We start from the raw sequence: 25,428 nt of genomic DNA, 5'->3' as shown, positions 1-25,428 counted from the left end.
CGCGCCCTCGCTCCTCAGCGCGCGGCGAGGGCGATGAGGGTCGAACCGACCAGCGACAGCGTCGCCGCGCCCGCCGCCGCGACCCGGACCAGCAGCAGGCGCGAGCCAGGCGGCGCTGGGCGGGCCAGCAGCACGACGAGCGCCGCCACCGCCGGCGCGAGCAGGCCCGCCCCAGGGCTCAGGCCCACCGCGCCCAGACCGACCGGCGCGAGCACGAGCGAGAGCCCGTTCAGGAGGACCACCCACCGAGCCGCCCGCTCTCCGCCCACGCGCACGGGCAGCGTCCGCTTGCCGCTCTCGCGATCCGAGGGCTCGTCCGGGAGCGCGGTGGCGATCGCGCAGCCGAGGTGGCTCGGCAGCAGGAACGCGAGCAGCGCGAAGGGGAAGCGCGCGGGGTCGCCCCCCTGGGCGATGTAACCGTAGAGCGGCAGGACCGCGCCGACGCCGACCATCTGGAGCAGCTCCCCGCCGCCGCGGTACGACAGGCGAAGCGGCGGGTAGCTGTAGGCCCAGAGGAGCAGGAGCGCCGCGATCGCCAGGAGCACGAGGAGCGGCGCTGCGGCCGTCGCCAGCGCCGCGGCGAGCGCCGCCGAGACGGCCACGAGCGCCGCGGCGCACACGACGGCCGCGGCGCCGAGCGCGCGGGGCGAGAGGCGCCCCTCGACCAGCACGCGCGAGCCGCCCGAGAAGGGCGTGGCGGTCCGGTTGCGGCGATCGGTCTCCTGGTCGGCGACGTCGTTCGCGTAGACGATGAAGAGCTGGTTCAGCAGGCCGAACAGCTGGACCGCCGCGAGCGTCCCCACGTCGAGCGGGCGGCCGGCCGCCCGCGCGCCGACGAGCTGCCCGAGCAGCAGCGGGAGCGCGATGCTCGGCTGCGAGGCCAGCCGCGACGCATCGAGCCACGCTCGAAGCGCGCCCGGCCGGGCGCTCATCGCCCCTCGCCCCGCGACAGGCCGAGGCGATCGGCCAGCTTGGCGCGCAGATCGGTGAAGGGGAGGTCCCAGCGGCGCTCGCCGTCGAGGCGCCAGGCCTTGAGCGGGATCAGGTCGACCTGCGCGAGCAGGCAGTGGAGCTGCGACTCCTCGGGCGGCTCGCGGATGAACGAGAAGGGGTTGCGGTACTCCCGGCCGTTCAGCTGCGAGTACTTGCGGTCGTTGCTGGCCACGAGCTCGACGAGCGTCCTCTGCCGGCCGTCGAGGTAATCGAAGAACGAGACGTCGAAGGGCCCGATGCCCGCGCGCTCCTCCGGCTTGCGCATCACCCAGCGAGCCCAGTCGTAGCCATAGAGGAAGTCGTGCGCATAGCGGAAGCGCAGCTTCGACTTGTTGCCGAAGCCCAGGCAGAGCGACACCACGCGGCGGGCGAAGTCGCCGATCGCGGGCGCGCTCCCGGCCTGCCATAGGCAGCAGGCCAGGTAGTCGAGATCCCAGAAGATGTTGTCGGGGAAGTTGTCGGCGACCGCGCAGATCACCTCGCCGAGCCCGCGGGCAAAGGCGCGCACCCGCTCGGCGTCCTCGCTGCCGTTCACGATCTGCTCGACCAGGGCGACGGGGGTGGGCGCGCACGGCCGGCCCGGCGCGACCGAGGCCCGCGCGCCCAGCAGGGGTGTGAGGCGCGCGAGCGCGTCGCGCTCCTCCGGCGGGATGACCGCGACGCCCGTCATGTCGGCCCTCCCCCGGCACGGAGCCCGGCGGCGAGCACGGCCGCCGACAGGGCGGCGATGCCCCACTGGATCGCGCGGTGGAGCTCGCGCTTGTAGGCCGCCTGCGCGGCGAAGGCGTTCGTCACCGCCTCGGGGCTCTTCTCGAGGAGCCGCGCCCTGAAGAAGAGCGCCACGGCCGCCGCCGGCGCGACCGACCAGAGCGGCGGCGCGTCCTCGGCGAGGAGGGACGCCGCGAGCCAGAGGAGCGGGCCGAGGCCGGCGAGGGCCTCGGTGACCCGGCGCGTGGCCGCATTGCCGAGCAGCGTGGCCACGGTGCGCTTGCCGCCGGCGCGGTCGCTCTGCTCGTCGGACAGCCCGCTGGCCAGCGCGCTCGCCAGCGCGAGCACGAGCAACCCCGGCAGGAGCGCGACGAGCCACGCCGGCGCCAGCACGCCACACTGGGCATACGCGTGCAGCACGGGGAGCACGCCGCCGACGCCGGCCATCTCGAGGAGCTCGCCGCCGCCGCGGTAGTTGAGCCTGAGCGGCGGCAGCGTGTAAGCGACGAAGACGAGCTGGCCGAGCGCGGCCAGGGGGAGCAGCAGCGGGCGATCGAGCGCGACGCCGGCCACCCAGGCCATGAGCAATGCGGAGACACCGGCCCCGAGCCCGGCGAGCAGGAGGGCCTTGGCGGGAAGGATGCCGTCCGGGATGGTCTTCGGCGAGCAGCCGTCCGGGAACATGCGTCGCTTGAGGGCGTCCACCTCGCGATCGCCCCAGTCGTTCAGGAGCACGACGAAGGCGACGTCGGCCATCATCCACAGCGCGCCGAAGGCGAGGGCCCCTGCGGACAGCCGGCCGGCGACCGCCGCGCCCACCGCGTGCCCGTATGCGGCCGGGACGAGCACCTTGGGCCAGCTCACGGGTTTGAGCGCGTACGCCCACCGCGCTCCAGGGCTCATCGACTCGAGGCGCATGGATCAGCTCTCTCTGCTGCTAGCACAAGAACATCCACGCTCAGGGGCTACATGAGCCCGTCCGGAAAACGGACCGCCTTCCGCCGGGCACGGCAGCGTTTCCTTCCACGCCGATCTGCGCCACCTTACTCCCCCGACAGCCTCCCCCACGCGACCCAGTGCGGCACGTCCTCCTCCCCTCCCCGAGCCTGGCCGGCGCGCTCCTGCCGCGCGCCCTCGGGCAGCGCCTCGAGCCCGCGCGGAGGCGCGCGTGACCGCCGACGCGGTCCGATCGCGCGGCGCGCGGGAGCTCGCGGATGAGCCCGCCCGCCGCCGCATCCGCGACGATCTGCGGACGACGCTCGTCGTCGAGGCCGCCGCGGGCACCGGCAAGACGACCGCGCTCGTGTCGCGGATCGTCGCCGTGCTGCGGAGGGCGCCCGAGGAGGGCGGCGGGACGCTCGATCGCATCGTCGCGGTGACCTTCACGGAGAAGGCGGCCGGCGAGATGAAGCTGCGCCTCCGGGCCGAGATCGAGCGGGCGCGCAGCGACCCGGGCGCAGGCCCGGCGGAGCGCGCGCGGCTCGACGAGGCGCTCGCGCACCTGGAGGCGGCGCGCATCGGGACCATCCACTCCTTCTGCGCCGACCTCCTGCGCGAGTGGCCGGTCGAGGCGCGCGTCGACCCGCTGTTCCAGGTCGCGGCCGCGGATCAGGCCGAGGCGCTCTTCGACCAGGCCTTCGACGCCTGGTTCCAGCGCACCCTGAACGACCCGCCCGAGGGCGTGCGCCGGATCCTGCGCCGCCGCCCGCGCGACGGCGCGCAGGGCCCGCGCGACCTGCTCCGGAGCGCGGCGTTCAAGCTCGCCGAGCACCGCGACTTCACGCGCCCCTGGCGGCGCGATCCGTTCGACCGCGAGCGCGCCATCGACGAGATCCTGGACCGCCTCGCGGCGCTCGCGGACCTGGGCGCCGAGGCCGACCGGGAGGGCGACTACCTCGCGCAGAGCCTCCGGAACCTCGACCGCTACCTCGCGGAGCTCCGCCGCCGCGAGGAGGTGACGGGCGGGCGCGACCACGACGGCCTGGAGGCCGAGCTCGGCGACGTCGCGCGCTGGAAGGAATGGCGCTGGAAGGGCTCAGGCAAGGCGTTCGGCGGGGATCTCACGCGCGCCGAGGTGCTCGCGCAGCGCGACCGCGTGAAGGTCGAGCTCGACGCCGTGCTCACGGCCGCGAGCGCCGATCTCGCGGCCTGCCTCTCGCGCGAGCTCCGGCCGCCGATCGAGGCGTACGACGCGCTCAAGGCCCGCGCCGGCAAGCTCGACTTCCTCGACCTGCTGCTCTGCGCCCGGGACCTCCTCCGCTCGAGCCGCGGCGTGCGCGAGGAGCTCAACCTCCGCTTCTCGCACCTCTTCGTCGACGAGTTCCAGGACACCGACCCGCTCCAGGCCGAGATCCTGCTCCTGCTCGCGGCCGACGACCTCTCCGAGGCCGACTGGACGCGGGCGCGCCCGGTGCCCGGCAAGCTCTTCGTGGTCGGCGATCCGAAGCAGTCGATCTACCGCTTCCGCCGCGCCGAGGTCGCGCTCTACGAGGCGACCAAGGCCCGGCTCGTCGCGTGCGGCGCGAGCGTCCTGTACCTGTCGACGAGCTTCCGCAGCGCCCCGTCGATCCAGGAGGCCGTCAACGCTGCGTTCGCGCCGCTGATGCAGGGAGGGACCGCGGAGGGCGAGCGCGCGGCGACCCAGGCGCGGTACGTCGCGCTCGAGCGGTTCCGGGACGATCCGCCGGAGCAGCCGACGGTCATCGCGCTCCCGGTGCCGCGGCCTTACGGCGACTTCGGCAGGATCTCCGATTTCCGTGTGCGGCAGTCGATCCCGGACGCGGTCGGCGCCTTCGTCCACCACCTCATCCACGGCGGCGCGGGCGCCGGCGCGGCCTCGGGCGCGCGGCGCTGGACGGTGACGGAGCGCGAGCGCCCGGGCCAGCGGGTGCCGCTCGAGGCGCGGCACATCTGTCTTTTGTTCAAGCGTTTCCAGACGTTCGGGGAGGACGCGACCCGCCCCTACGTGCGGGCGCTCGAGGCGCGGCGGATCCCGCACGTGCTCGTGGGCGGACGGTCGTTCCACGATCGCGAGGAGGTGATGGCGGTGCGGAGCGCGCTGCTCGCGATCGAGTGGCCGGACGACGAGCTCAGCGTTTACGCGACGCTGCGCGGGCCCCTCTTCGCGCTGACGGACGACGTGCTCCTGCTCTATCGCGACCGGTTCCGGCGCTTGCACCCGCTGTTTCAACCGCCGGACGACGGGGCGCTCGATCTCGCCGTGGAGGGCGGGGCGCGGCCGCTCCGGGAGGTCGCGGAGGCGCTCGCGGTGCTCGGGCGGCTGCACCGCGAGCGCAACCGGCGGCCGATCGCGGACACCCTCGGCGGGCTCCTCGACGAGACGCGCGCGCACGCGGGCATCGCGATCTGGCCGACGGGGGAGCAAGCGCTCGCGAACGTGCTGCGGGTGATGGATCTCGGGCGGCGCTTCGAGGCGGCCGGCGCGACGTCGTTCCGCGCGTTCGTGGAGCGGCTCGAGCTCGACGCCGAGCGGGGTGAGGTCGCGGAGGCGCCGGTCGTCGAGGAGGGGACGGAGGGCGTGCGGATCATGACGGTGCACCGGGCCAAGGGGCTCGAGTTCCCGGTCGTGATCCTGGCGGATCCGGCGTCGCCGGCGGCGCACCAGCTCCCGTCGCGGCACGTGGATCCGGAGCTCGGCCTGTGGGCGGAGCCGATCGCCGGCTGCGTGCCCGCGGAGCTCGTCGAGCGCCGCGACGAGGTGCTGCGCCGCGATCGTGAGGAGGCGGTGCGGCTCGCGTACGTGGCGGCGACGCGCGCGCGCGAGCTCTTGGTGGTGCCCGCGGTGGGCGACGCGCGCCCGGGCGACGGCACGAGCGACGGCTGGCTCGACGTGCTCCACCCGGTGCTCTACCCGGCGCCGCGCGAGCGACGGAGCCCTCGACGCTGCGAGGACCTCGGCTGCCCTCCGTTCGGTACCGACACGGTGCTGGAGCGCCCAGCGCGGTGCGAGGCCGACGAGCGGGACGCGGTCGCGCCGGGGGAGCACGCGCCGATGGCCGGATCGCACCGCGTGGTGTGGTGGGATCCTGGCGCGCTGGATCTGGATCGCGAGCCGGAGGCGGGGCTGCGCCAGCAGCGGATCCTGCAGGCGGACGCGAGCGGCGCGGCGGCGGCGAGCGCCGGGCCAGCGAGCGGCGCCGGGGTCCTCGGGAGCAGCGGGGCGACGGCGAGCGCCTTGCTGACAGGAGAGCTCGGGCAGCGCGGGCACGAGGCATGGCAGGAGGCGCGGCAGCGGGCGATCGTGGACGGCTCGATGGCGGCTGTCCGCGTGAAGACGGCGACGGAGATCAGCCACGAGGCGGCGGAAGCGGCCGCGGCGGCGGCCGGAGCGGGGACGGCGGCCGCGCAGCGGAGCGGCGGCGGCGGCGGGGTGCGCGGGGAGAGGGCGGACGCGCTGCCGGTGATCTCGTTCGAGCAAACGGAGATCGCGCGCGAGGGACGGCCCTACGGCAAGCGGTTCGGGACGCTGGTGCACGCGGTGCTGGCCGAGGTGGATCTCCGGGCGGGCGAGGACGAGGTAAGGACCGTGGCGGCGGCGCAGGCGAGGCTGCTCGGGGCGCCGGCCGAGGAGCTCGACGCGGCGGTCGCGGCGGCGGTCGCGGCGCTCGAGCACCCGCTGCTCCGGCGCGCGGCGGAGAGCGCGGCGCGCGACGCGTGCGAGCGGGAGACGCCGCTGCTCCTGCGGCTCGAGGACGGGACGATCGCCGAGGGCATCGTCGACCTCTCGTTCCGAGAGAGCGTCGGCGACGTGGGGATCTGGACCGTGGTCGATTTCAAGACCGGCTCCGACGCGGGCACGGCGCACGCGGCGCAGGAGGCGCAGGTGCGGCTCTACGTGCAGGCGATCGCGGAGGCGACGGGCGAGAGGGCGAGAGGGGTGGTGCTCAGGGTGTGAGGGGCGCCGGCGCGGCCTGCGCCGCGCTGGCGCTCAACGGATCAGATCACGGCTCCCACATCGTTTGAATCTTGAAACTCCGCGTCGGGAAGCTGCTCCAGCTGCCACTCCGAGCGCTGACGACGATGCGGTGGGTGGCTCCGTTCAGAAGCTCATTCGGGCTCAGCGTACTGAAGTCAATTCCCCACGGGGGGCCGACCATGCAGCCACCGAAGTCCTCGTAGTTGCCGTGCAGCTCCCTCTCCGCCTTGAATTCCATGACCCCGTTCACCACACGGTACAGGCTGGCCTTCAAGATCAGCGCGTTGCACTCCTCCTCATTCGTCGGCAGGGAGTCCGCCCAGGTCACGTACGTATGCAGCGTGTAGCCGGGACCGGGCTGCGAAGTGAAACCGTTCTTGTAGTTGGTGACGTCGACCGCCTGGGCCTTGTAGCAGTCTGTCGTGGTGTACGTCGTCGGCGAGGTGTAGTTGAAGCCGCCGTTGTACGTCGCAACCGCGGCGACGGTGGCGCAAGTAGGCTCGCTGTACGCCTGCTCCGCCTCCGCGACGTCTTCATCGCGCTGTTCGTCCTGCATCTCCACGGCGCAGCCCGTGGTGGCCATCGCGGCCATCGAAGCAAAGAGGCATCCCACTACGGAGTGGATTCGGCTCATCGTTTCAGATCTCCATTTGTAAAGCGTGCGAAAAGCGGCGTCGCGATGTTCAGCCGGGCATCGCGAGGCCATGGTGCGCTGGTTCGCCCACGCCCAGGCGTGGAGGCGAGTCGCCTCTTCACCACGGCCTTCCTTGGTCCGGCTCATCGCCGCCGCCGTCGCGTTCAGCAACGCACATGCCAACGCAGCGCCCCTCCCGCCTCAACGCCGCCGCCAGGCCCCACGCTCGGTCCGGCACGGCCCCGCAAGGCGGTAAATCCAGACGAAGAGAGCTCCTGCAGGGCGCACCAGGGGCCCGGTGCGCTGCCCGTGCGAGCCGCTGCGAGCACGTGTCTGTCACGCATAGAGCCGTGACATGTCACACCAAACGCCGTGACATGTCACACCAAACGCCGTGACATGTCACACCAAACGCCGTGACAAGCGTGGCGGATTGACCGCGAGAAAGGCGGGGTAGCCCGTGCCACGCTGTCCGATGACACGTCGTCGAGATCAAGGCGCTCCCCGCGCATGGTCATCGCTTTGACCTCGAGCTCCACATCCTCCTTGATGACGCCGGGCCCTTGAAGACCCCCGATACGTTCGACAAGACGAAGGCGCTCGCCGAGGGCGTCGCCGACCTCTCGCTCCGCGAGAGCGTGGGCGACGTGGGGATCTGGACCGTGGTCGATTTCAAGACCGGCTCCGACGCGGGCACGGCGCACGCAGCGCAGGAGGCGCAGGTGCGGCTCTACGTGCAGGCGATCGCGGAGGCGACGGGCGAGAGGGGTGGTGCTCAGGGTATGAGGGGCGCCGGCGTCACGCGCCGGCGATCGGCGGCTCAGATCGGCTCCCACACCGTACGGATCCTGAACTTTCGCGTCGGGAAGCTGCTGCCATTGCCGGTTCGGGCGGTGACGACGACGCGGTAGCTGTGGGTGGCCACCATGGGCGTATAGAACTTGAGTCCGTAGCTGAGGCCAACGTTGCAGCCCACGCCATTGACGTAGTTGCCGCGTCTCTGCGCCAACTCTACGGGGACCATCACCCCATCATCCTCGTAGTACAGGGTGGCAGCCAGAAATAGATCGCGGCACTCCTCCGGGTCCGTCGGCAGGGTGTCCGCCCAATCCACGTACGTATTCAGCTCGTGGTTGGGGCCGGGCGCCGGCGTGAAACCGGCCTCGTAGCCGACAACGTCGACCGCCAGGCTCTTGTAGCAGCCCGTCGTGGTGTACGTCTGCGGCGAGTAGTAGTTGTAGCCACCAATGTAGGTCGTCACCGGAGCGACGGTAGCGCACGTCGCCTCGCTGTACGCCTGCTCCACCTCAGCGACGTCCTCGTCGAGCGAATCGACCCCGTCGACCTGATCGTCCTGCATCTCCACGGCGCAACCCGTGGCGGCCATCGCGACCATCGAAGCGAATAGACACCCCACCACGGCATGAGTTCGGCTCATCGTGCCACTCTCCATGTACAAAGCGTATGAGTACGGCGTCTCGACGTTCAGCGGGGGACCGCGGAGCTCATGATGCGCTGGTTCGCCCAGCCAGAGGTGTGGGGGCAAATCGCCTCCAGCAGCGCATTCCCTCGCCCGGCTCATCGTCGCCGCAGGGGCACTTCGCAACAGAGATGCCAGCCCGGCCCCCCTCTGCTTCGACGTCATCACCGAGCCCCCGAAGCCGGACCGGTGCCGCTCCTCGACACGGGAAATCCAGCCCGAGGCGAGCTCCTCGCGCCGCGCCAAGAAGCCGGAGCGCTGCCCGCGCGAGCAGCCGCAAGGCCGTGACATGTCACGCCGCGGGCCGTGACATGTCACGCAGCGGTTCGTGGGCGCCGGGGTCCGACGGGCGCTCACCGCCGGCCGGGGGTCCGCACGAACCGCTCGTCGTCCACGGTGGTGGGGAAATCCTCGGCGTCGACGTGCTTGTACAGGTCGCCGTCGCGGATCTCGTAGCGCATGTACACGACGGGCTCCTCGATGGACTCCTCGACTCCATCCTGCAGGATGCGGGTGTACTCGAGCGCGATGTGGCCACGCTCGGTGTTGTACGAGGTGACGCGCGCGTAGAGGTCACGCGGAGCGCCCATGTACGGAAAGCGGTGGTGGAAGCTCGTCGCGCTCAGCTCGATGAGCGAGCCGTCATCCTCGCTGACCCACGTGCCCACGAAGGGCAGGCGCTGTGTCTCGTCCCTCCGGGACTCCGGCTCATCCGCCGCCAGCTTGGGCTCGGGCGCGCCAGGGCGCGAGGGCGGAAGGACGAGCTCGACCGGGGCGGCGGCCCCAGACGACAGCTGAGCTGGCGAGGGACCGCAGCCGATGGAGTAGAGCGTCGCGAGCGCAAGGGCGGCGCAGGTCGCGCAAAAGCCACGTCGGTGCATCGGACGAGTCTACACCCGAGCGGCGGGAGCCGGCCCCCTGGACGCGCGATGTACGGCGGGCGCCGGCGCCGCTCGGCGCCAGCACAAAAGGGCCTCTCCGAGGAGCCCGGAGTTCCTCGCGCCGGGGCGCGTGGGGTGACACAATCGTGGCCCGTGAGCGCTCTCCTCGCCGCCATCGAGCGGTTTTACGATGCCGTCCCTCGCTGGCGCGCTGACGCAGAGGACCATGGACCGCTGACTCTCTTCGTTCGCCGCGGCGACGGCTGGCCCTACTATGCCCGCCCCGCCCTCGGCCATCCCGGCGCCGTGTCGGTCGAGGACGTGGCCGCCGTGCGCGCGCGTCAGCGGCAGCTCTCGATCCCGGAGGCGTTCGAGTGGGTGCTGGAGACCACCCCTGGGCTCGACGCCACGGCCGAGGCGGCCGGCCTGCATGTCCGGCGCTGCCCGCTGCTCGTGCTCTGCGGCGAGCCCCACCAGACGCCTTTGCCGGAGGGCGTCTCGCTCTCGACCATCACCGCCCAGGACCCGGATCTCGCCGAAGTGCAGGCCGTCGCGCACGTCGCCTTCGGCGCGCTCGACACCGCGGTCGGCTCTGCGGGACCGGCGGAGCGGGAGGCCGCCGCGGCCGCGCTCCCGGCCGGACAGGCGGCCGCATGGCACGCGTCGCTGATCGAGGGGACGCTGGTGCACGCGGCCGCTCGGGGCCGCGAGGGAGCGCTCGCCGGTCCGCTCTGCACCGGCAGCTACCAGCACGCGCGGGACGTCGCCGAGATCGTCGGCGTGGGGACGCTGCCGGCGGCCCGGGGGCGCGGCCTCGCCGCCGCGGTCACCGCGGCTCTGGCCCGCCATGCGCTGGACGCCGGGATCCGCACCGTGTTCCTGTCCGCGCAGAACGACCGCGTCGCGCGCGTCTATGAGCGGGTCGGGTTCCGGCGCGTCGCCACCGCGTGCATCGCCGAGCCGCCCGCGCAAGCGGAGAGCGGCACCGTCCTCGGAACGTGATGCAGCGCCATACAGCGGCGCCGGTCAGACAGGGGCGACGTGGTAATCCGGTCCCTCTTCCCCGCGCAGGATCTCGGTATGAACGACCGATGCGCCCCGCAGGTGCGCCACCTCCCCGAGCTCGGCGTCGCCGCGATATGCCGAGAAGGCTTGTTCATCCGGAAACGTGACGAGGTGGATCTCCTTCAGGGTGAGCCCAGCGCCGTCGGGCGCGGTCACCACCGTCCGCTCGATCGCACCGCCGTACCGCGCCATCACCGCCGCGGCCTTCCTCTCGTACGCGCGGAACGCGTCGAGCGCCTCGCAGCGCACCGTGAGGATCACGACCAGCGTCACCGGAACACCCGCTCCTTCACGCCACCCACCACCAAAGCACAAAAAAAAGAGCGCCCATTCGACGGTGGGGGGGGAAACCGTCACGGGCGCTCTGCCCTACCTGTTTAGCAGGAGGCAGGCCAAGGGTTGCACCCCCGATTTCCGCGAGTCTTTCCCCAGGGGACCTGCGTACTCCTTTCGTTCCTGAAATCAGCACCTGCAATCCTGGTGTCCCCGACACTGCCGAGGAGCTCGTCCAGCGGCTGGTGGGGCCGACACGAGACCGTGCCCGCCACCGGCGTCGGTTCCCGCTCCCGGAATCTCCTCGAAGCGAACCACGCTCACCGGTTCCTCGTCGCGTCGCGCAGCGGTCCCCGCTCGCCGGAGGCGAGGGGCCGCCCCCTTGAATCGCCCGCGCGCGCGGCGCGGCGCGGCGCGGCGCGAGCAGCGTTGACATCACCGCCAGGCTTGCTCCAATGCGAGTGCCCGCTCCGCGACGTTCAAACGAGGAGGCATCCGATGCGGCACTTCCTGACCACGATGGACTACACCCGCGCAGAGATCGAGGGCCTCCTCGAGCGCGCGCAGCGCTTCAAGCGGCGGCCTATCGAGCCGCGCCTCAAGGACCGCACCATCGCGCTCGTCTTCTTCAACCCATCGCTGCGGACGCGCACCTCCTTCGACGTCGGCATCCGGGAGCTCGGCGGCCACGCCGTCGTGCTCGAGCCTGGCCGGAGCGCCTGGCCCATCGAGTTCGAGGAAGGCATCGCGATGGATGGCGAGCCGGAGGAGCACATCCAGGAGGTCGCTCGCGTGCTCTCCCGCTACGCCGACCTCATCGGCGTGCGCGCGTTCCCCAAATTCCAGCGCTGGGAGGACGATCGCCAGGACAAGGTGCTCCAGGGCTTCGCCCGCCACGCCACCGTGCCGGTCGTCAACCTGGAGACCATCACCCACCCCTGCCAGGAGCTCGCGCTCGCGCTCGCCATGAAGGAGCGCCTCGGCCGCCTCGACGGCAAGAAGTTCGTCCTCACCTGGACGTATCACCCGCGCCCGCTCAACACCGCGGTCGCCAACTCGGCCGTTCTCATCGCGTCCAAGCTCGGCATGGACGTGACCCTCCTCTGCCCCAGCGAGGAGTACCACCTCGACGAGCGCTACCTCGACGCCGCAAGGGAGAGCGCCGAAGGCAACGGGCAGAAGCTCTCGATCACCTACGACATCAAGTCCGCCTACGAGGGCGCCCACGTCGTGTACGCGAAGAGCTGGGGCGCGATTCCCTACTTCGGGCGCTGGGAGCAGGAGAAGCCCATCCGCGACAAGAACAAGCACTTCATCGTCGATGAGCAGAAGATGGCGCTCACCGCGGGGGGGCTCTTCTCCCACTGCCTGCCGGTCCGGCGCAACGTCAAGGTCACGGACGCGGTGATCGACTCGCCAGCATCGATGGTCATCGACGAGGCAGAGAATCGGCTGCATGTTCAGAAGGCCGTGATGGACGTGCTGGCCAACGGGTGGTGACAACGATGGGTTCGACGCAAGACGTCATCGTCCGCCTGCTCAGGAACCTCGGCAGCCGCAAGGAGGTCGAGCAGTACCTGAAGCAGTACGCGGCCGTCGATCAGCAGAAGTTTGCGATCATCAAGGTCGGCGGCGCCATCCTCGACGAGGACCTCGAGGCGCTCGCGACCTCGCTCGTGTTCCTCAACCAGGTCGGGCTGTATCCCGTCGTCATCCATGGCGCCGGGCCGCAGCTCGATCGGGCGCTCGCCCAGGCGGGCATCCCGACGGAGCGGGTCAATGGCCTGCGCGTCACGACGCCCCGCATCCTGGAGATCGCCCGCCGCGTCTTCCTCCGCGAGAACCTGCGGCTCGTCGAGGCGCTCGAGGAGATGGGCACGCGCACGCGGCCGATCACGGCGGGCGTCTTCGAGGCGTCGCTGCTCGACGAACCGCGCCTCGGGCTGGTGGGCAAGGTGGAGCGCGTCCACGTCGACGCGGTGAGGTCCAGCCTCCGCGCCGGGCACCTGCCGATCCTGGCCTGCCTCGGGGAGACGCCGGGCGGGCAGATCCTCAACATCAACGCCGACGTCGCCGCGCGCGAGCTCGCGCTCGCGACGCAGCCGTTCAAGATGATCTTCCTCACGAGCACGGGTGGCCTCCTCGACGAGCACGGGCGCATCATCTCGGCCATCAACCTCGAGGAGGATTTCGCGGGCCTCATGGCCCAGCCCTCGCTGAACGGCGGCATGCGCCTCAAGCTGCAGGAGATCAAGCTCTTGCTCGACGGGCTGCCGGCGACCTCCTCGGTCTCGATCACGTCGCCGGATCACCTGGCGAAGGAGCTCTTCACGCACACGGGCTCTGGCACGCTCGTCCGCCGCGGCGAGCGGATCCTCCGGCACGACACGCTGGACGGCATCGACCGCGGCCGGCTTCGCGATCTGCTCGAGGCGTGCTTCGAGCGGAAGCTCGACGAGCACTACTTCGACAAGAAGCCTTTCTATCGCATCTACCTGTCCGACTCCTACCGGGCGACGGCGATCCTCACGCTCGACCCGCGCGGGAGGGCCCCGCTCACTCCGTACCTCGACAAGTTCGCGGTGACCTCGGAGGCGCAGGGCGTGGGGATCGGCGGCTCGCTCTGGACGCGGATGAAGAGCGAGAACCCGAAGCTGTTCTGGCGCGCCCGGAACGGCAACGAGATCAACCCCTGGTATTTCCAGCAGGCCGAGGGCAGCTACCGCAACGAGAGCTGGACGGTGTTCTGGTACGGCCTGTCGAGCTTCGACGACATCCGCGCCTGCATCGATCACGCGCTGTCCTTGCCGGCAACCCTGCGCCAGCACGGCACGGTCTGACCCCGCCCTCACCCGCCGTGGCGAGGGCGCCTCGTCGCGAGCGGGCTCACGGCGGGTCGCCGCCGCCGTCGTTCTCCGCCTCTTCGAGCGGCTCGATCTCCTCGTCCGTCGCGGGGCCCGACGGGCGCGACGCCGGCGGCGGGGCGCTCGACCTCTTCTCGCCGCCGCGCGCCTTCAGCGTCCGCCGCGGCGCTCGCTTCGGCTTCGCGGGCGCGCCGAGCGCCTCCGGGCTGCGGGGCTTCTTGAGCGCCCGAGGCGGCAGGAGCTCCGCGTCGACAGCGACCTTCTTCGCCATGAAGATCGCGGCGTCGAGCCGGTAGAAGCTGCGCTTCCGGTAGAACTTGAGGGCGCCGTCGTTGTTCTCGGCCACCTCCAGCACGAGGTGGGTGCAGCCGTGGATGCGCGCGAGGTGCTCGAGCTGCTCGAGCATGAAGGCGCCGACGCCGCGGCCCTGGTACTCGGGGTGGACCGCGAGCTCCTCGACGAAGAGCGGGCGCATGTCGTGCTTCGTGAAGTAGCGCTCGTTCATCCAGTTATCGGTCCCGGTGATCTCGAAGGCGCACTCCGCGTAGCCGACGATCTCCTGACCATGCGCCGCCCGGACCTCGAAGAGGAGCTGCTCGACCCCTTCTTCTTCGTAGACCTCGAGGAACCGCTTCTTCGAGCGAGGCCGCTGGTATTCGACCGTCTCCCGGTTCACGTCGCGGAACACCTTCTTGAGGAATTCCCAGACCCGGTTCAGGTCGCGCCGGTGGATCCGGCGCACGTAGATGAGGCTCTCTTCCCCGGCGGCGCGGGTGCTCGACTCGGCCTTGCTCATCGCCGCGCCCAGTCTACAGGACGAACGCGGACGGGGCACTGGGGGCGAGGCATGATCTGGAAAGCCGCGTCTGCGGGAAGTCCGGCCCGAGGAGAAGGTGGTCGCCGCGTGGCACGGAAGCGCCGAACTCGCCGGTGAGCCGGCGGGGACGGGTGCCCCCGCCGGGTAACGACAGAATCACCCCTGCTGAGCGTGCGGCCCGATCTGCGCGAGGCGCGCGTTGATCACATCCCAGTTCAGGCCCGAGAGCACGTTGGCCACATAGTCCGCCTTCTTGGTCTGGTAGTCCGCAAAGTACGCGTGCTCCCAGGCGTCGATGGCGACCATGATATGCGTGTTCGCGAACAGACCGACATCGTGCTCGGTCCGGACGAGGTTATTGAAGAGCTTCTGCTCCTGGTAGTCGTACACGAGCACCGTCCAGCCGTGCGCGCTCAGGAGCGACGCCTTCGCGTCGGCCAGCCAGGCGTCGAAGCTGCCGAACGACGCCTCGATGAGCTTCTTCGACTGGGCGCTCGGCTGCGTCGAGCCGTTGCCGATGTTCTCGAAGTACAGCTCGTGGAGCACCGTGCCGTTGAAGGCGACCGGCTCGCGACGCTTCAGCTCGCTGTACGCGTTGTACGAGTAGTTCGGCGCGCTGCGGTCGGCCTTGCCAAGCTGCTCCCAGATCTCGTTGAGCTTCTTCACGTAGCCCTGGTACAGCGTGAAGTGCGCCTTGAGCTGCAGGTCGCTCAGGCCCTTGGCGTTGCCGCCGAGGAGGTTGTCGAAACTCTTGGGTTCGCGGGACATGGTGCCTCCTAAACGAGTACCGCAAGCAGTGCGTGCCGCGGGGTCAGGCCGCCGCTTTACCGCTGCCGCTCTCCGGTAGCAACCCTGCCGTGCGACGTGGCAGACCGCCGACTCACGACGCCATCGGGCCTGACCTTCCGCGCAGGAAACTCCGGACGCCGGCTCGAGCCGCGCCGTGATCCCGCGCAGGGACGCCACGACCCCCGCGCGCCGCACGGCGCCGCGCCCGAGCTGGCCCGATCGGCCGGCGTGCGCCCAAAAACCTCGTGAAACGTTGAACGCCGCCGCCGTTTCGGTCGATACTCCTGGTGCTTGCTGTTCCTTCGCGCAAGGAGGCGACCTCGTTCATGCCGGCTCGTACACAGGGGACTCATCCGACGGCCGCGCTCGCGGCGGCGCTGTGCCTGCTCGGCGCAGCGGCTCATGCCGAGGCGCAGGAACCCGCGAGACCCGAAGGCTTCGCGCTCGACAGGTTCCAGCCTGCACCCGCCGGCGACAGGATGTTCGGAGTCCAGTCCGCCTACACGGCAGGAAGCACCGCACCCCACATCATGCTCCTCGGCGATTACGCCCAGGATCCGCTCGTGTTGCGGCGGTTGTCGGAGAACGAGGAGTTCGGCGACGGCAAGGTCGTCGGCAGCCAGCTCCTGCTCCACCTGAGCGCCTCGCTCTCTCTGTGGGAGCGCCTCACGGTGAACATCGATCTGCCCATCGCGCTCCAGTCGGGCGACGGCGGAGCCGCCTCCGGCGCCCTGCTGCCGCCGCCGACCAGCAGCGCCCTCGGGGATCTCCGGCTCGGCGCGCGCGCGACGCTCCTCGGCGGCTACTTCGATCCGTTCCAGATCGCACTCGGCGGCTACGTGTGGCTGCCGACCGGCGACCCCGAGGCGTATTCGGGCGACGGCAGCGTGCGCGGCGGTCCGCAGCTCATCCTCGGCGGCCACCTGGATCGCGCGGTGTGGTCGCTCGCCGCGGGGCCGGAGTTCCGGTCCACGAGGCAGTTCGCCAACGTCGAGCAGGGGATGACGGTGCACTGGGGCGCCGGCGTCGGGCTGCTGCTCGACGACGAGCGACGCCTGCAGATCGGCCCTGAGATCACCGGCGCGGTCACGGTCACCGACGTCCAGCAGCGCACGACCAACCTGGAAGCCCTGCTCGGCGGGCGCTACCGCTTCGCGGACGACTTCGAGGCCGGGCTCGGCGTGGGCCCTGGCCTCACCCCCGGCGTCGGCACCCCCTCGTTCCGCGCGGTGGCCATGGTCGCCTACTCGCCCGAGGTGAAGCCGCCCGTGCAGGACCAGGACGCCGACGGCATCGCCGACGCGGACGACGCGTGCCCGCACACAGCGGGCGTCCGCAGCCCGGATCGCACGAAGAACGGCTGTCCGCCGCCCAAGGACGCGGACCACGACGGCATCCTCGACGCGGTCGACGCCTGCCCCGCCGTGGCCGGCGTCGCCTCGCCGGACCCGAAGAAGAACGGCTGCCCGCCGCCAGGGGACCGCGACAAGGACGGCATCACGGACGACGTCGACGCCTGCCCGGAGCAGGCCGGCCCGGCGAACGACGACCCGAAGCAGCACGGGTGCCCGCCGCCGCCCGATCGCGACGGCGACAAGGTCCCCGACGCGTCGGACGCCTGCCCGGATCTGCCCGGCCTCACCACGACCGACCCGGCCACGAACGGCTGCCCGGGCGACACCGACGGCGACGGCATCCGCGACGACAAGGACGCCTGCCCGAACGAGAAGGGCAAGCCGAACGAAGATCCGACGCAGAACGGGTGCCCGGTCGCGGTCCGGGTGACCGAGACCGAAATCGTCATCCTGCAGCAGGTGCAGTTCGACACCGGCAAGGCGACCATCCGTCCGGTGAGCAACGAGCTGCTCGACGAGGTCGCCGGCGTGCTCAAAGACCACCCGGAGATCCTCAAGATCGAGGTCCAGGGCCACACGGACGACCGCGGCACGCGCCAGTTCAACACGAAGCTGAGCCAGGCCCGCGCGGAGTCGGTGCTGAAGGCGCTCGTCGAGCGCGGCATCGCGGCCCAGCGCCTGCAGGCGAAGGGCTACGGCCCCGACGTCCCGATCGCGGAGAACAAGACCGAGGCGGGTCGCCAGAAGAACCGGCGCGTCCAGTTCAACATCATCGAGAAGGAAAAGAAGCAGCCCTAGGCTGGAGGCGTCGATGACAAAGCGATTGGCATTCACGGGGCTCACAAGCGCCGCGCTGCTCGGGGCGCTCTCCGGGACCGCGAGCGCGGCTCCAGTGCGGCGGGTCCAGGTCGCGCAGCGGGGTGATTTCGTCCTTATCGGCAACACGCTCGCGCACGACTGCGCGCCGTCCACGCCCGCGCCGCTGGTGGGCACGGTCGGGACGTGCGGCACGACCGCGACGCTGGGGGACTCCGCGCCCGACATCTACTGGCGGGGCGACAGCCCCCTCGCCGGCCAGGCCGAGGCAAACAACACCGTCGATCCCGCGGCTGCCCGCAGCACCGCGGTCCTCAGCCTCCCCGCGGGCGCTCGGGTGACCCACGCGTACCTCTACTGGACGGTGAGCCGCGACAGCGGCACCTCGGCCGATCTCACCGTGACCCTGGATCGGCCTGGCGGCTTCTCTTCCAGCGTGACCGGTACGAACTCGGGCCAGACGGAGATCTTGGGCCTCGCCCACGCCCAGACGGTCGCCAACGTCACGTCGATCGTGCAGACGCGCGGCGCGGGGGCGTATCGCCTGAGCGGGATCTCCAACGGGACCGATCTGGACAGCGTGAGCCAGCAGATCGCGTTCGCCGGCTGGTGGATGGTCGTGCTCTACGAGCTGACGACCGCGCCCGCGCGGAACCTCGCCGTCTTCGACGGGCTGGATCAGGTGATCGACGGCGCGACGGTCGGCTGGAGGATCTCGGGGTTCGTCGTCCCCTCGGGCGGGGGCCAGGCGAAGCTCGGCGTCATCGGGTACGACGGCGACAGCTCGACCGGCGACGCGCTCGAGTGGAACGGGACCGCGCTGTTCGACGCACAGAACCCGGCGAACAACTTCTTCAACAGCTCCCGTTCGTTCCTCGGCGCGCCGATGTCCTCGGCGGGCGATCTGCCGAGGCTCACCGGCGGGCCGCTGAGCATGAGCGGCATCGACATCGACGTGACGCAGGTGCCGGCCAACCTGCTCATGGCCGGCGACACGGAGGCCGAGGTCGGGGCGGCCGTCGACGGCGCCGACAGCTACCTGCTCGGCGGCCTCATCACGTCGGTGCCGACGCGCCTCCCGGATCTCTCCACGTCGACCAAGTCGGTCCTCGACCTCAACGGCGGCGGCGTGACGCCTGGCGACACGCTCGAATACACGATCCTCGTCGCCAACACCGGGGATGACAACGCCGCGGCGGTCGTGCTGAACGACCCGCTGCCCGCCGGGGTCACCTTCGTGCCGGGCTCGCTCGAGATCGCCTCGGGCCCGAACATGGGCGGCGTGACCGACGCGCCCGGCGACGACGAGGGCGAGTACGTCGCCGGCTCGCGGGCGATCCGCGTCCGGCTCGGCGACGGCGCCGACGCGGCCCAGGGCGGGTCGCTCGGCGTCAGCGAGACCACGACGGTGCGGTTCCGCGTGACCATCGATCCGGGCACGGACGGCGAGATCGCGAACCAGGCCATCATCACCGGGCAGAGCCCCGAGGGAGGCGCTGCCCAGGACTACCCGACGGACGGCAACGGCGCGGACCCGGGCACGCCGCCCACGGAGATCCTCGTCGACAGCGACGGCGACGGGCTGAGCGACGGCGACGAGAACTTCGCTGGCACGGACCCGAACGACGCCGACACGGACGACGACGGCGTGAGCGACGGCGACGAGCAGCTCTGGGACCGCGACACCGACGGCGATGGCCTCGTCAACGCGCGGGACGTCGACAGCGACGACGACGGGCTGTTCGACGCGACGGAGATCGGCTCGACGGACTGCGATGGTCCGGGGACGGACGCGCTGGCGGGGCACTGCGTGCCCGACGGCGACGCCGGAGCGACGACGACCGACCCGCTCGACGCGGACACCGACAACGGCGGCGTGCTCGACGGCTCGGAGGACGCCAACCTGAACGGCGTGCTCGACGCGGGCGAGAGCGACCCGGCGGCCGGGCACGGCGCCGACGACCAGCGCGCCGACGCCGACAACGACGGGCTCGGCGACGATCTCGAGGCGACGCTCGGCACCGATCCGAACGACGCCGACAGCGACGACGACGGCGTGCGCGACGGCGACGAGCCGAACCCGACGGACGACAACGACGGCGACGGGCTGATCAACCCGCTCGATGTCGACAGCGACAACGACGGCCTCTTCGACGGGACCGAGCTCGGGCTCGGCTGCGACGGCCCGGGCACCGACGCGACGGCGGGCAACTGCGCTGCCGACGGCGACGCGGGCGCCACGAGGACGTCGCCGCTCGAGGCCGACACGGATCGCGGCGGCGCGAGCGACGGCTCCGAGGACGTCAACCTGAACGGCGTGCTCGACGCGGGCGAGACCGACCCCCGTTCCGGTCATGGAGACGACGATCCGCAGAACACGGACGCCGACGACGACGGGCTGAGCGATGATCTCGAGGTCTCGCTCGGCACGGACCCGAACGACGCCGACACCGACGGAGACGGCGTCCGCGACGGGATCGAGCCGAACCCGGCGGACGATACGGACGGCGATGGGCTCCTCAACGCGCTCGACGTCGACAGCGACAACGACGGCCTCTTCGACGGGACCGAGCTCGGCCTGGGCTGCGACGGCCCTGGCACCGCGCCGTCGCGGCGCTGCGCCCCGGACGAGGACGCCGGCGCCACGAAGACGTCGCCGCTCGACGCGGACACGGACGACGGCGGCACGAGCGACGGCTCCGAGGACGCCAACCTGAACGGCGTCGCGGACGACGGCGAGACCGAACCGACCCGCGGGCGCGGCGACGACGACGGCGACAACGACGACGGGGACGAGGACGGGCTGAGCGACGACCTCGAGGAGACGCTGGGCACGGACCCGGACGACGCGGACTCCGACGACGACGGCGTGCAGGACGGGCAGGAGCCGAACCCGGCGGACGACGCGGACGGAGACGGGCTCATCCACCCCCTCGACGTGGACAGCGACGACGACGGCCTCTACGACGGGACCGAGCTCGGCCTCGCCTGCGACGGCCCCGGCACCGACGCGGACGCCGAGCACTGCACGGCGGACGGGGACAGCGGGGCCACGACGACGTCGGCGCTGAGCCGTGACAGCGACCGGGGCGGCGCGACCGACGGCTCGGAGGACGCCAACCTGAACGGCGCGCTCGAGGCCGGCGAGACGGAGCCGACCGCCGGCCATGGCGCCGACGACAGCCAGAACGCCGACGGAGACGCCGACGGGCTGAGCGACGATCTCGAGGTGTTCCTCGGTTCGGATCCGGAAGATCGCGACACCGACAACGACGGCCTGCTCGACGGCGAGGAGCCGAACCCCAGCGACGACGGCGACGGCGACGGCCAGGCCGACGTCCTGGACGCGGACAGCGACGGCGACGGGCTCTTCGACGGCACCGAGGCGGGGAAGGACTGCGCGGACGCGGACACCGATGCCGCCGCCGAGAGCTGCACGCCCGACGCCGACGGCGGGACCACCACGACGAGCGTGGTGAATCCCGACACGGACCGCGGCGGCCAGAGCGACGGCGATGAGGACCTGAACCACGACGGCAAGGTCGACGAGGGAGAGACCGATCCGAACGACGCCGGGGACGATCTCGGCGATCGCGACGGCGACGGCCTCTCGAACAGCGAGGAGACGGCGCTCGGCACCGATCCGGACGACGCCGACAGCGACGACGACGGCGCGCTCGACGGCGAGGAGGTCGAGCCTGGCGTCGACACGGACGAGGACGGGAAGATCAACGCGCTCGATCCCGACAGCGACGGGGACGGGCTCCTCGATGGGACCGAGCTGGGCAAGGGCTGCTCGCACGAGGACACCGACGCCGACGCGGCCACCTGCGTGCCGGACGGCGACGACGGGGAGACGACGACCTCGCCGACGCAGGCCGACACCGATGGCGGCGGAGCGAGCGACGGCGAGGAGGACGCGGACCACGACGGGGTGGTCGACGAGGGCGAGCGCGATCCGAACAACCCCGCGGACGATCAGCCCGCGGAGTGCGAGCAGGACAGCGCTTGCGGCGCTGGGATGGTGTGCGACGAGGAGACGAAGGAGTGCGTCCCGGGTTGCCGCAACCCCGACAACACGATCGGCCCGTGCACCACACCGCTCCCCGGTGAGGGCGTCGTGGTGCAAGGCGGCGGCTGCGCCTGCACGGTGGGCGCGGAGGGCGACGGCAGCCGCTCGGCGCCGTGGGCCTTGCTCGCGGCCGGCGCCTGCGCCGCCGTGCTGCACCGGCGCCGCCGACGCAGCTGAGCTCTCCCCCCGGGCGGCGCCCCCCGCGCCGCGCAGGAGGGGGCGCCTGTGCTACAAGCCAACGGAATAACTATGCTTTTATGCGAGGCGCGCCCGCCTGCAGGGCGCCTCCGCCTGCGGCGATCGATGCGGCGCGGGTTGCCATCGGCCGTCCGTGGCCTAACGATGTTTTCCCACGGGAGAGTGCATCTTGCCCCGACCTTCTGATTCCGTCGTCCGCGCCATCACGATGGATGGCGCTTTTCGCGTCATCACGGCGCTGACCACCGAGACCGTGCGGGGGGCCGTCGCGGTGCAATCTGCGACCGGCGCGACCGCGCAGCGGCTGGGAGAGCTGATCACCGGCGCCATCCTCGTGCGCGAGGCGATGGCGCCGAACTTGCGGGTCCAGGCGATCGTCAAGGGCGCGGCCGGTCACGGGACCCTGGTGGCCGACTCGCACCCGGACGGCACGAGCCGCGGCCTCGTCAACCTGGGCAAGGGGGTCACGGCGGAGAGCGCGGTGAAGATCGGCGGAGGGTCGCTGCTGCAGGTCATGCGCACGCTGCCGAGCGGCATGCTCCACCAGGGGGTCGTCGAGATCCCGACCGAGGGCGGCATCTCCGCGGGCCTGATGACGTACATGCAGGAATCGGAGCAGGTCGTCTCGATGATCGCGGTGGCGACGCTGATCGGCAAGGACGGCGTCGGCGCTTCCGGCGGCTACCTCGTGCAGCTGCTCCCGGAGGTCGAGCGCGGTCCGCTCATGGTGATGACCGAGCGGCTCAAGGACTTCGAGCGCCTCGACGACGTGCTCGCGCACGAGGGAGCCTCGGCGGACGTGCTGCTCGGGGAGCTGCTTTACGGCATGCCGTTCTCACGGCTCGAGGACTCGCCGCTCAGCTTCAGCTGTCGCTGCAGCGAGCTCCGGGTGATGGCCACGCTGGCGAGCCTGCCGCGGAGCGACATCGAGGAGATGGTCACGGACGGGAAGGTCCTCGACATCCGCTGCGATTATTGCGGCAAGGACTACCAGGTGTCGCCGTCGCAGCTCCGCTCGCTGCTGACGACGAGCTGAGCCGCCGCGCGCCTGCGCGCGGCCGGCGGGCCGCACGCCCACGCGCGGGGTCACGCGGGCTCGCGAGGCGAGAGGCCGCGGATCACGAAGGCGATGACCCGCTCGATCTCCGCCTCGTCGTCCCACGCCGCATCGGGGGCGATGTACACGCGGTGGACGATGTACCCCACGAACGTCGAGGCGACGCAGCGGATGACGAGGGGCGGCGGCCACCCGACGATCTGCCCTTCGCGCTGGAAGTGCTCGATCAAGGTGATCCCCTTCTCGAGGAGCGGCCCGAAGACCCTGCCGGCGATGCCGAGCCGCAGCTCGGCGTCGAACGGCAGCTCCTGCGCGAGGATGCGCACCAGCTGCGGGTGCGCGCGCACGAAGGCGATGCGCTCGGCGAGGAGCGCCCGCAAGAACGCCTCGAAGGTCGGGTACGTCGCGTCGAAGAGCGGGTCCATGGAGCGCGCCAGCGCGGGCCCGACGAGCTGTTCGACGGCGGGACCGATGACGCCCAGGAGGAGGTCCCGCTTGCTCGGGAAGTACTTGAAGATCGTCGCCTCGGCGACCCCTGCGCGCCGCGCGATCTCCTTGGTCGCGGTCCCGTGGAAGCCCTGCTCGGCGAAGGCGGCCACCGCAGCGTCGACGATCTTCTTCTGCGCCTCGGTCAACGTGTCGTGCGGGCGCGGGCGTCGGCTCATCAGCGTCCTCTCTCCTCGACGTCTAGCAGCGCCGCGCGGCGGCTCGGGCGCGCTGCGGTCGGCGTGCGCTAGGCGGCCTCGGCCCCGCGGGTGAAGAGCCGGTCGAGCGCCTGCCTGAGCTCGCGCTCGTCGAGCGGATCGCAGCGCACGCCGACGTAGCCGTCCGGCCGGACGAGGACGGCGGCTGCCGCCTCGGCGCCGTACGCCGCGTGGGCGCGCCCGTCCGGATCTGCGTACCCTCCGGCCTCGGGCGCGCTGATGACCAGCACCTTGAGGTCCGGCCTGCTGAGCTCCGCGGCGAGCCGCCGGACGTGGCCGTGCGCCTCGGTGTTCGCGCTGCCCTGGGGTGGACCGGCGAAGAGCAGCAGCGTGGATTCGACGCCGCGCATCAGCTCGAACAGGTGGACCTGCTGTCCCGCCGCGCTGCGCAGCGAGGCGTCCGGTGCGCGATCTCCGGCGCGGGGCCCGCGCTCCGGCGGGTGCCCGATCTGGATGGACAGCGGGCTCTTCCGATATCGGATCTTGAGCTGCGAGACGAACCCCAGCATCCGGCGTTGCACGGCAGCGACGCCGATGGCGCGGGTCATCAGGCGCGGCGCGACGATGCGCAGCGCCCGGCCCATGAGACCGTGTCCGGCCATGAGCCCGAAGAGGCGGTCTGTGAAGGCGATCAGCCGGCGCGCGACGGGCAGCCGCTCCATCTCGTAAGTGTCGAGCAGCCACGCTGGCATCCTGCCCTGCTCGACGGCCGCGAGCTTCCACGCCAGGTTGTAAGCGTCCTGGATTCCGGTGTTCATCCCCTGCCCGCCGGCCGGGCTGTGGATGTGCGCCGCGTCGCCGGCGAGGAACACGCGCCCCTTGCGCAGCCGCGTGGCGACGCGGTGGTGCAGCCGGTAGCGCGAGAGGACGATCGCTTTCTGTATCTTGAACGGCGTGGGGATCATCGAGCGCATCACGCCTTCGAACTCCTCGAGCGAGAGCGACGCGCCGCGCGCCGGCAACGCTTCGGGCAGGATAAGGACGATCCGGAACCGGTGGCTTCCGGGCACGGGGAAGGCCGCTGCGAGGCCCCGGCGCGAAGGGCTGATATAGATGTCGCCGTCCGGCAGTGGCCAGTCGATGACGAGGTCGCCGAGCATGCAGTGATCGTCGTAGGTGTCGCCCTCGAAGGCGATGTCTGCGCCCTGGCGGACGGCGCTGCGCGCGCCGTCGCAACCGAGGAGCCACTTCGCGCGCACCACCTCGGTGTTCCCGTCGACCCTGCGGAGCGTGCATGTGACGCCGGCGCTGTCCTGGGTATAGGAAGCGAGCTCGGCGCCGCGCTCGACCGTCACGCCCAGCTCCGAGAGCCGCGACTCGAGGACGCGCTCGGTGTCGAACTGCTGGATGACGAAGATGCCTGGAACGGGCGTGGAGAGCTCCGGGAAGTCGAAGATCGGCAAGCGTGCGCGCTGGCCGTTCGAGAGGAGGACGTTGAGCCCTCCGACGCGCGTGGCGCGCGCCATCGCGGCGTCCGCGATCCCCATGCTGGTGAAGATCTCCATCGTCCGCGTCTGCACCACGAGCGCTCGCGAGTGATCCGGCGGCGGTTCCAATGCCTTGTCCACGATCCGCACTGCGAGCCCGCGCCGAACAAGCTCTCCGGCCATCGTCAAGCCCGTCGGACCTCCACCGACGACCAGCGCATCCACAGCTTCTGTCATAGGCCGCCTCCGGATTGGTGAGTGAGCATTCACTCACTTTATGTGAGGACCTCCTTCGGTTGGCAAGGCATCAAGGCAAAGTATGTCTCACATCGACACACATTCACACGGTCAACCGCACC

The 25,428-nt window shown here is 71.4% G+C and carries 19 protein-coding genes; 8 read left to right on the top strand and 11 right to left on the bottom strand.

Annotated elements, in window-relative coordinates:
- Positions 1-14: 14 nt before the first annotated feature.
- Genes WMF12_RS00470 through WMF12_RS00460 form a run of 3 tightly spaced genes read right to left on the bottom strand, consistent with a single transcriptional unit; the run spans position 15 to position 2,619 of the window.
- The gene (locus WMF12_RS00470; protein WP_437859230.1) at positions 15-932 is read right to left on the bottom strand and encodes a prenyltransferase; all 918 of its coding nucleotides are present in this window, start codon (positions 930-932) and stop codon (positions 15-17) included.
- Entirely contained in the window at positions 929-1,663 is a 735-nt protein-coding gene (locus tag WMF12_RS00465; protein ID WP_437743595.1) for a ferrochelatase, read from the bottom strand. The genes WMF12_RS00470 and WMF12_RS00465 overlap by 4 nt, the downstream gene beginning before the upstream one ends.
- The gene (locus tag WMF12_RS00460; protein ID WP_437859225.1) at positions 1,660-2,619 is read right to left on the bottom strand and encodes a prenyltransferase; all 960 of its coding nucleotides are present in this window, start codon (positions 2,617-2,619) and stop codon (positions 1,660-1,662) included. Before WMF12_RS00460 ends, WMF12_RS00465 begins: the two co-directional genes overlap by 4 nt.
- Positions 2,620-2,869: 250 nt before the next feature.
- On the opposite strand from WMF12_RS00460, the gene WMF12_RS00455 reads away from it, so the two are divergent.
- On the top strand, positions 2,870-6,616 hold the full coding sequence (locus WMF12_RS00455) for a UvrD-helicase domain-containing protein (RefSeq protein ID WP_437859220.1): 3,747 nt from the start codon (positions 2,870-2,872) through the stop codon (positions 6,614-6,616).
- Positions 6,617-6,662: 46 nt separating this feature from the next.
- On the opposite strand, the gene WMF12_RS00450 is transcribed toward WMF12_RS00455, so the two are convergent.
- Positions 6,663-7,442 (bottom strand): hypothetical protein, encoded by a 780-nt coding sequence (locus tag WMF12_RS00450; RefSeq protein ID WP_437859213.1) that lies wholly within the window; start codon positions 7,440-7,442, stop codon positions 6,663-6,665.
- A gap of 392 nt (positions 7,443-7,834) precedes the next feature.
- Between WMF12_RS00450 and WMF12_RS00445 the strand changes: the two genes are divergently transcribed.
- Positions 7,835-8,182 (top strand): PD-(D/E)XK nuclease family protein, encoded by a 348-nt coding sequence (locus tag WMF12_RS00445; RefSeq protein WP_437859206.1) that lies wholly within the window; start codon positions 7,835-7,837, stop codon positions 8,180-8,182.
- On the opposite strand, the gene WMF12_RS00440 is transcribed toward WMF12_RS00445, so the two are convergent.
- Together WMF12_RS00440 and WMF12_RS00435 are read right to left on the bottom strand one after the other, a co-directional pair.
- Positions 8,092-8,709 (bottom strand): hypothetical protein, encoded by a 618-nt coding sequence (locus tag WMF12_RS00440; RefSeq protein WP_437859201.1) that lies wholly within the window; start codon positions 8,707-8,709, stop codon positions 8,092-8,094. The genes WMF12_RS00445 and WMF12_RS00440 overlap by 91 nt on opposite strands.
- 395 nt (positions 8,710-9,104) lie before the next feature.
- Positions 9,105-9,632 (bottom strand): hypothetical protein, encoded by a 528-nt coding sequence (locus WMF12_RS00435; RefSeq protein WP_437859196.1) that lies wholly within the window; start codon positions 9,630-9,632, stop codon positions 9,105-9,107.
- A gap of 153 nt (positions 9,633-9,785) precedes the next feature.
- Between WMF12_RS00435 and WMF12_RS00430 the strand changes: the two genes are divergently transcribed.
- A complete protein-coding gene (locus tag WMF12_RS00430; protein ID WP_437859193.1) occupies positions 9,786-10,634 on the top strand; it encodes a GNAT family N-acetyltransferase in 849 nt (282 codons plus the stop codon).
- Positions 10,635-10,658: 24 nt separating this feature from the next.
- Here the strand turns inward: WMF12_RS00430 and WMF12_RS00425 are convergent, their stop codons facing one another.
- Positions 10,659-10,970 carry a hypothetical protein gene (locus tag WMF12_RS00425; protein ID WP_012232709.1) on the bottom strand — a complete coding sequence of 104 codons (312 nt, stop codon included), beginning with the start codon at positions 10,968-10,970 and terminating at the stop codon, positions 10,659-10,661.
- 498 nt (positions 10,971-11,468) lie between these two features.
- On the opposite strand from WMF12_RS00425, the gene WMF12_RS00420 reads away from it, so the two are divergent.
- Together WMF12_RS00420 and WMF12_RS00415 are read left to right on the top strand one after the other, a co-directional pair.
- The gene (locus WMF12_RS00420) at positions 11,469-12,470 is read left to right on the top strand and encodes an N-acetylornithine carbamoyltransferase (protein WP_437859175.1); all 1,002 of its coding nucleotides are present in this window, start codon (positions 11,469-11,471) and stop codon (positions 12,468-12,470) included.
- A 5-nt stretch (positions 12,471-12,475) separates the two neighbouring features.
- Positions 12,476-13,810, top strand: coding sequence for an acetylglutamate kinase (locus WMF12_RS00415; RefSeq protein WP_437859167.1), 1,335 nt, complete (start codon positions 12,476-12,478; stop codon positions 13,808-13,810).
- Positions 13,811-13,856: 46 nt separating this feature from the next.
- Here WMF12_RS00415 and WMF12_RS00410 read toward each other — a convergent pair whose 3' ends face one another.
- Both WMF12_RS00410 and WMF12_RS00405 read right to left on the bottom strand, forming a co-directional pair.
- On the bottom strand, positions 13,857-14,630 hold the full coding sequence (locus WMF12_RS00410; protein WP_437859159.1) for a GNAT family N-acetyltransferase: 774 nt from the start codon (positions 14,628-14,630) through the stop codon (positions 13,857-13,859).
- 177 nt (positions 14,631-14,807) lie between these two features.
- Positions 14,808-15,419: a superoxide dismutase gene (locus WMF12_RS00405; protein WP_012232705.1), complete on the bottom strand. Its 612-nt coding sequence runs from the start codon at positions 15,417-15,419 to the stop codon at positions 14,808-14,810.
- A gap of 347 nt (positions 15,420-15,766) precedes the next feature.
- On the opposite strand from WMF12_RS00405, the gene WMF12_RS00400 reads away from it, so the two are divergent.
- The 3 genes from WMF12_RS00400 to WMF12_RS00390 all read left to right on the top strand — a co-directional run bounded on the left by WMF12_RS00400 (position 15,767) and on the right by WMF12_RS00390 (position 22,917).
- Complete coding sequence (locus WMF12_RS00400) at positions 15,767-17,593, top strand: OmpA family protein (protein WP_437859142.1); 1,827 nt, start codon at positions 15,767-15,769, stop codon at positions 17,591-17,593.
- Between the two features lie 13 nt (positions 17,594-17,606).
- On the top strand, positions 17,607-21,860 hold the full coding sequence (locus WMF12_RS00395; protein WP_437859137.1) for a hypothetical protein: 4,254 nt from the start codon (positions 17,607-17,609) through the stop codon (positions 21,858-21,860).
- Between the two features lie 190 nt (positions 21,861-22,050).
- Positions 22,051-22,917 carry an Hsp33 family molecular chaperone HslO gene (locus WMF12_RS00390; protein WP_437859133.1) on the top strand — a complete coding sequence of 289 codons (867 nt, stop codon included), beginning with the start codon at positions 22,051-22,053 and terminating at the stop codon, positions 22,915-22,917.
- 50 nt (positions 22,918-22,967) lie between these two features.
- On the opposite strand, the gene WMF12_RS00385 is transcribed toward WMF12_RS00390, so the two are convergent.
- Both WMF12_RS00385 and WMF12_RS00380 read right to left on the bottom strand, forming a co-directional pair.
- Positions 22,968-23,603 carry a TetR/AcrR family transcriptional regulator gene (locus WMF12_RS00385; RefSeq protein WP_437859125.1) on the bottom strand — a complete coding sequence of 212 codons (636 nt, stop codon included), beginning with the start codon at positions 23,601-23,603 and terminating at the stop codon, positions 22,968-22,970.
- A 68-nt stretch (positions 23,604-23,671) separates the two neighbouring features.
- Complete coding sequence (locus WMF12_RS00380) at positions 23,672-25,306, bottom strand: FAD-dependent monooxygenase (RefSeq protein WP_437859119.1); 1,635 nt, start codon at positions 25,304-25,306, stop codon at positions 23,672-23,674.
- Between the last annotated feature and the right edge of the window lie 122 nt (positions 25,307-25,428).

It is taken from the genome of Sorangium sp. So ce363 (genome assembly GCF_051520435.1).
Lineage (GTDB): Bacteria > Myxococcota_A > Polyangia > Polyangiales > Polyangiaceae > Sorangium > Sorangium cellulosum_B.
The sequence above is the reverse complement of the archived record's forward strand: the minus strand, read 5'-3'. Positions and strand labels throughout refer to the sequence as shown.